Origin of the sequence: Flavobacterium araucananum, assembly GCF_002222055.1 — a bacterium.
Lineage (GTDB): Bacteria > Bacteroidota > Bacteroidia > Flavobacteriales > Flavobacteriaceae > Flavobacterium > Flavobacterium araucananum.
The window spans coordinates 108851-115206 of sequence record NZ_MUGS01000035.1 but is presented as its reverse complement, the minus strand read 5'-3'; the positions used below and the strand labels follow the sequence as shown (position 1 = coordinate 115206).

At 36.5% G+C, this 6356-nt stretch carries 7 protein-coding genes and 1 rRNA gene; 5 read left to right on the top strand and 3 right to left on the bottom strand.

Translation table 11 applies throughout. The annotated features are described in order from the left end of the window. Both B0A64_RS16690 and B0A64_RS16685 read right to left on the bottom strand, forming a co-directional pair. A 16S ribosomal RNA gene (locus tag B0A64_RS16690) occupies positions 1 to 136 on the bottom strand; the annotation flags it as partial. A 668-nt stretch (positions 137 to 804) separates the two neighbouring features. Next, positions 805 to 1701, bottom strand: coding sequence for a helix-turn-helix domain-containing protein (locus tag B0A64_RS16685; protein ID WP_089480634.1), 897 nt, complete (start codon positions 1699 to 1701; stop codon positions 805 to 807). 174 nt (positions 1702 to 1875) lie between these two features. Between B0A64_RS16685 and B0A64_RS16680 the strand changes: the two genes are divergently transcribed. The 4 genes from B0A64_RS16680 (at position 1876) to B0A64_RS16665 (ending at position 5046) form a co-directional block, all read left to right on the top strand. Beyond that, complete coding sequence (locus tag B0A64_RS16680) at positions 1876 to 2625, top strand: glucose 1-dehydrogenase (RefSeq protein WP_211321711.1); 750 nt, start codon at positions 1876 to 1878, stop codon at positions 2623 to 2625. Between the two features lie 7 nt (positions 2626 to 2632). After that, complete coding sequence (locus B0A64_RS16675) at positions 2633 to 3355, top strand: carboxymuconolactone decarboxylase family protein (protein ID WP_089480632.1); 723 nt, start codon at positions 2633 to 2635, stop codon at positions 3353 to 3355. Positions 3356 to 3434: 79 nt separating this feature from the next. Next, positions 3435 to 4619, top strand: coding sequence for an NAD(P)-dependent alcohol dehydrogenase (locus tag B0A64_RS16670; protein WP_089480631.1), 1185 nt, complete (start codon positions 3435 to 3437; stop codon positions 4617 to 4619). A gap of 13 nt (positions 4620 to 4632) precedes the next feature. After that, positions 4633 to 5046 (top strand): cupin domain-containing protein, encoded by a 414-nt coding sequence (locus tag B0A64_RS16665; RefSeq protein WP_089480630.1) that lies wholly within the window; start codon positions 4633 to 4635, stop codon positions 5044 to 5046. Between the two features lie 301 nt (positions 5047 to 5347). On the opposite strand, the gene B0A64_RS16660 is transcribed toward B0A64_RS16665, so the two are convergent. After that, complete coding sequence (locus B0A64_RS16660) at positions 5348 to 5917, bottom strand: oxidoreductase (RefSeq protein ID WP_244285437.1); 570 nt, start codon at positions 5915 to 5917, stop codon at positions 5348 to 5350. A gap of 49 nt (positions 5918 to 5966) precedes the next feature. Here B0A64_RS16660 and B0A64_RS16655 point away from each other — a divergent pair, with 49 nt between their 5' ends. Continuing rightward, positions 5967 to 6200, top strand: a complete 234-nt coding sequence (locus B0A64_RS16655; RefSeq protein ID WP_089480629.1) for a hypothetical protein — start codon at positions 5967 to 5969, stop codon at positions 6198 to 6200. Positions 6201 to 6356: the final 156 nt, after the last annotated feature.

The following is a 6356-nucleotide window of genomic DNA, read 5'->3' as shown; positions in this document are numbered from 1 at the left end:
TCTGTAAAAGGTAGATTGCATACGCGTTACGCACCCGTGCGCCGGTCTCTAGTTCCGAAGAACTATACCCCTCGACTTGCATGTGTTAAGCCTGCCGCTAGCGTTCATCCTGAGCCAGGATCAAACTCTTCATCGTATATTGTTTGTTCTAATAAATCAGAACTAAGTATTATGCGACGCTTTCTCTATCGTTTCTTAATTCGAATCTCTCAATTCTATTACTCTTATTCTTTTGTTCCGATTTTCATCGAAACGGCTGTCAATTCAATATGTCTACGAACGTGTCTTCTTATTTTGTGTTTCACTTGTGTTGCAAAGCGGGTGCAAAAGTACAACCTTTATCGAGATCTACAAGGATTATCAAAGAGTTTATACCATTTTTTTTGAAACATTTTCTTAACTTTCTGATAAGAGTATATTTAGATTTTGATACTTAAAATTTAACTGTAATGTTTTTCCTATTTTATTGCTTTTTAAACAAAACACCCACATCAAAAAAGCTCCTTTTTACGAAATTCACAAATGTAATTGTACTGCTATCTAAAAATTTTAAATTGAAATATTCAGAACTACTACTTAGCTTTTTGTGGCAAGATCGTGGCACATGGTCTTTGGAGTAGATACCTTTTTTACCATAAAAAGTTAAGACGATTTTTAAAGGTATTTTACCTGTGTAAGTTTTATTGCATAATCGTGGCGCAATTTGTTTTTAAAAATCAGAACCTCAGCAAACAACTCTCTAAATAGTCTAGGTTCGAATATATTAAAATCACTGCTCTGCAAATATTTAAAACTTAAAGTTCTTCAATTCAGAGATCGGTACTCAAGAGGAGAATATCCGGTTATTTTTTTAAAAGAACGGGTAAAATGCTGTGGATATTTGAATCCTAATTCATAAGCGATCTCATTTACGGACTTGCTTATATCCATGATTTTTTCCTTTGCAAGATCCATAATCTTCAATTGAATATATTCCATTGCCGTTTTTCCGGTTTCTTTTTTAACCATATCACCAAAATAGTTTGGAGAAAGAAATAATTGTTCTGCGCAATACGTGACACTAGGCAGTCCAATTGTTTGGGGTTTGTCTGAATGGAAATACTCTTTTAGTAAATTCTCGAATTTTTCAATATTACTGCGATTGGCATCATTGCGGGTAATGAACTGCCTGTCGTAAAAACGAACACAATAGTCCAGAAACAATTCGATATTTGCTGCAATCAGTTTTTTACTGTGCTTATCTGTTCCCTGCTCTAGTTCGTATTTGATTTTATCAAAACAATCAAGTACAATCTTTCTTTCCTTTTCAGATAAATGTAAAGCTTCTCTGGATTCATACGAAAAAAACGTATAGTCTTCAATATGTTTACCAAGTGATGTTCCGTGAATCAGATCAGGATGAAATAACAATGCAAAACCCTGAGGTCTGTAATCTTTACTAATATTTACATTAATAATTTGGCCGGGCGCAACAAACACTAATGTTCTGTCCTGATAATCGTAAGTATTGCGGCCATACTTAAGATCGCCACACTGAACATCTTTTAAATAAACAGCGTAAAAACCAAAACTCATGCGTGATGCATAAACTTCGGGAAATGTTTCACTAAAATCGATCACACTAACCAGCGGATGCAGATTTTCTTTTTGATAGAATGTATCATGCTCACTTATCGTATCAATTCTTTGTATCTTTTCCATAACCTTTTGCTTTAAAAACAGCATCAAATTTAAAGCAATTTATTCGACCGATTTGTAATTGGAACTCCAAACCTGTAAAAATGGTAGAGGAACCTGTAGATTGTATACGTTTTAATACTCCCAACAGCCTGAACTTTGTACTCTAAATAATTAAAGAAAGAAATTATGGCTATAATGAATAGAAAAGTCGCACTGGTTACAGGTGCAGCATCGGGATTAGGGTATGCAACTGCAGAGGCATTTGCAGCAGCAGGAGCTTCTGTAGCTTTGGCAGATTGGAATGAAAAACAAGTTATAGAAGCTGCTGAAAAATTAGCAGCACAAGGTTACAATACAATTGCAATAAAATGTGATGTATCTGAGGATAAACAGGTAGAAGAAATGGTAAACAAAACGATTACCGCATTTGGACGCCTGGATTATGCTTATAATAATGCCGGAGTTCAAAATGAATTGGCAGAAGCGGCCGACCAGACAATGGAAGATTTTAACCGTGTTACCAGTATTAACTATCAAGGTGTATGGAGTTGCATGAAATACGAACTTCAACACATGCGTAAGCAAGGAAGCGGTGCAATTGTAAACTGCTCTTCTATTGGTGGCATTCGTGCCGGTGCGCAGCGTGGTGTGTATCACGGTGCCAAACATGGTGTAATAGGATTAACTAAAAGCGCTGCTGTAGAATATGCCAGCCAGGGGATCCGAATTAATAGTGTAAGCCCTGGTCTTTTTCAGACTTCAATGTCCGATCAAATGATTGCAGCTGGTCAAAAAGAAGCTCTCGATGGCATGTTAGCAATGGTTCCTATTGGTAGATTAGGACTTCCGGAGGAAATAGCCAGTACTGTTTTATTTCTTTGCAGTGATGCTGCCAGTATGATTGTAGGGCACAATTTGGTTGTAGACGGCGGTTTTACCGTATAATAATGCTATGAAAAAACATCTTATAAAAAGAATACTCAAAACTCTGGCCGTAGTTGTTTTTTTTCAACTGAATGGCTGGGCGCAGAATAAAATGGACAACAATCAAAATTTAGATGCTAAACAACAAAGCATCATCAGTATATCGGCATTAACTGCTACGGGAAATATTGAGCAATTAAAAACTGAATTAAATTCTGGTCTTGATGCCGGATTAACTATTAATGAGATTAAAGATGAGTTGGTACAGCTTTACGCCTATTGTGGTTTTCCAAGAAGCTTAAATGCCATCAACACCTTTATGACTGTCGCTGATGAACGAAAAGCAAACGACAAAAAAGATATTCCGGGTAAAGAAGCAACGCCTATTGTTGACAACCAAAAATACCAAACGGGAAAAAACACTTTGCAAAAATTAACAGGCAGAGAAGAAACAGCACTTTCTGGAGCTAACGCTTTTGCACCTGCTATTGATGTTTTTTTAAAGGAGCATTTATTTGCCGATATTTTTAGCCGGGATGTTCTTAATTATCAGCAGCGGGAACTTATTACAGTTGCAGCATTGGCTGCTATGACCGGTGTTGAGCCTCAATTGCAAGCACATATAGGCATAGCAATGAATACGGGCATCACCGAAATGCAATTATTAGAAGCCTTCACAATTATTGATGAGATAATTTCAAAAAAACAAGGAGATATTGCCCGCTTGGCATTATCAAAAGTGGTACATTAAAATAGTTAAATCTTATAAATTATAGCGGTATACCCTATTGCTGTAGAGATTAAACCTAAACTAATTGAAAAAAAATCGTATGGAGAAAAATAATAATAATCCCTCAAGAAGAGTATTTATAAAACAGACTTCTGCTGCTGGCGCAGGTTTATTACTTGTAGGTCCGTTACAGCTTTTTTCTCAAACAAATAAAACAGAATTTATGAGCCAGAATATAAAAACAAAAGGATTTGCAGGTCATGATACAACCAGTAAATTAACAGCATGGGATTTTGAACGCCGCACGGTTGGAGATAATGATATTCTTATCGAGATAAAATTTTCAGGAATCTGCCATTCGGATATTCATACCATAAGAGGACATTGGGGCAAACAGGTTTATCCGCAAGTTCCCGGGCATGAAATTGCCGGAATTGTAGCTGCTATTGGTAAAAATGTAACGCAATTTAAAGTTGGAGATAAAGCCGGTGTAGGCTGTATGGTTGATAGCTGCATGGAATGCATTAGCTGTAAAAATGGCGAAGAGCACCATTGTGAAACTACGGGAATGGTGGGAACATACGGAGCGCCGGATAAAACATCTCCGTCAGGAATTACACAAGGAGGTTATGCCAATAATATTGTGGTTAAGGAACATTTTGCCATTAAAATTCCTGAAAGTATCAGCCTTCAAAATGCGGCACCTTTGCTTTGTGCAGGTATAACCACTTACTCGCCGCTTATGAAAGCAAATTTCCGTAAAGGAGATAAAGTCGGTGTAGCAGGAATTGGAGGATTAGGACATCTCGCAGTAAAACTTGCTGTCGCTAAAGGTGCTCAGGTATATGCCTTTACCACCAGTGAAAGTAAACGTCAGGATATTTTAAATTTTGGTGCTAAAGAAGTTATTGTAGTAGATTCAATTGACAAACTAAAACCTTATAAAGGGAAACTTGATTACATGATATCGACTATTCCTTATGCTTATGAACTTTCAAATTATGCGGAATGTGTTAAGCCTTATGGCAGTTTTACCCAAGTTGGACAGCCTATAAATGGCGAATTTAAAATAGATAATGCGAAGTTCTTTTTTAGCCGGGTCAATTTTAATGCTTCCTTAATTGGCGGTATTCCAGAGACGCAAGAAGTAATGAACCATTGTGCACAAAATAAGATATATCCACAAATTGAAATAATCAAAGCATCAGAAATTAATGATGCATGGGATAAAGTCCTAAATAAAGAAGCCCGATACCGTTATGTAATTGATATAGCAACACTTTAAAACAAAAAAAGCTATGAATAATAAAGAACAACAAAATACAGCACCAGAAGGATTTGGTCCTGTTGCAGCAGATTATTTTACAGGGACTGCCTGGTTAAAAATGAGGGTTACACCCGATGAAATTACAAACTGCGCAATAGGCGAAGTACTATTCGAACCAAATTGCAGAAACAACTGGCATACTCACCCAAGCAATCAAATACTAATTGTTACTGAAGGTATAGGCTATTATCAGGAAGAAGGTTTGCCTATTCGACAAATAAAAGTGGGCGATGTAATAAATGTACTTCCTGGTATTAAACACTGGCACGGAGCAACACCAAACGGCAGATTTGCTCATTATGCTGTAAGTATAAATACTGAAAAAGGTGTTGTAGACTGGCTTGAACCTGTTACCGATGAACAGTACAACTCGTTTAAATCATAATAATAAATATCAAAATTTAACCCTGAAAATCAGGAGTAAACTGAACGCCACTAAGAGCTTTTTAGCTTTTATTTAGTTATTAGTTTACTCCTTTTTTTAATTATAGTAATTCCATCCTCCTTCGACCAATGATTTAGATCAGTCAATTCCAACTTATTAAATAAAATATTTTCTAAACAGTTATAACTTCCAAATAATTTAAAAACTTATTGCTTTTAAAACCAGATAAAAGTCTAATATTTAAAATTTCACCAAAACAAACCGCTTAATCAGCGGCTTACTTTTTAGATATTGAATGTATTTATAAAGAACCTGCCTTTACAAAAGTCTGCCATCCGCGCATCGTCTCAATAAAACGTTCGCTTAATCCTCCTTGTCTGAGATAATCTGCCATTACAGGCAGCCCGGGGCTATTGTACATGGGGTTTGTTTTTACCTGAAGAGGAAAATCACGCTGCAAAATTGCAGCACGCGCAATAAGGACAAAATCGCAACCCTCGTCCAGAAGTTCTCCGGCACGCTGTGCGCTCATTATTTTTCCTGCTGCGCCAAGACGTACTCCTTTACGAGGAAGCTCTGTAAAAACACTAAGCATGGCTTTTCCTTTAAATGTTCCTTCGCGAACTAATTGTGCTGAATCCCAAAGAGCCAAATCTAAATAATCAATTAATTCGCGATCAAAAATATCAGCTGTAACTTCTCGTAATTCTTCCAAAAGCAGTCCGTAACGTTCAATAGACAATCGCCAGCCAATTTGGAAATCGACACCACAGGCTTTACGAATTCCTTCAATAACTTCAAGGGTAAAACGGGCACGATTCTCCAAATTTCCTCCATATTTATCTGTACGATCGTTCAGATTTGGTGACATATTTTGTGACAGAATCGGGACACTTTTGTCCGCCAAGAAAAACTGAATTATGTTAGAGAACAGTTTTGGGTTAGTTTTCTTTATGAAAATAACCAGCAATGACAGAAAAATTAGCACCGTGTACTTTAGAATTACTGTAGACGGAATTACAAAGGAAGCATTCACCAAACGCAAATGGGAGTATTTAAGGCGGCATCAAAAAACAGAAAGAGCAGTCGGATCTAAAGAAGATGCAAAATCTTTAAACTTCTTTCTTGGTACCTTATGGATCATGCCTGAGTAGCATAATTCAAAAAAATAATTATTTATTTAATAAAACTTTTTAGTAAATTGTATAATAATATAAAAAGCTTCGCCAAGGTGTAAATTTCGTATCAATGCCCCAATATAATAGATCAGGTGTTGAACTAGGCCTCGACCTGCTTACAAAAATCCCTTA

Coding starts and splice junctions, on each gene's coding strand:
- B0A64_RS16655 (WP_089480629.1), top strand. CDS start 5,967: ATGTTAGAGAACAGTTTTGGGTTAGTTTTCTTTATGAAAATAACCAGC.
- B0A64_RS16685 (WP_089480634.1), bottom strand. CDS start 1,701: ATGGAAAAGATACAAAGAATTGATACGATAAGTGAGCATGATACATTC.
- B0A64_RS16665 (WP_089480630.1), top strand. CDS start 4,633: ATGAATAATAAAGAACAACAAAATACAGCACCAGAAGGATTTGGTCCT.
- B0A64_RS16680 (WP_211321711.1), top strand. CDS start 1,876: ATGAATAGAAAAGTCGCACTGGTTACAGGTGCAGCATCGGGATTAGGG.
- B0A64_RS16660 (WP_244285437.1), bottom strand. CDS start 5,917: ATGTCACCAAATCTGAACGATCGTACAGATAAATATGGAGGAAATTTG.
- B0A64_RS16675 (WP_089480632.1), top strand. CDS start 2,633: ATGAAAAAACATCTTATAAAAAGAATACTCAAAACTCTGGCCGTAGTT.
- B0A64_RS16670 (WP_089480631.1), top strand. CDS start 3,435: ATGGAGAAAAATAATAATAATCCCTCAAGAAGAGTATTTATAAAACAG.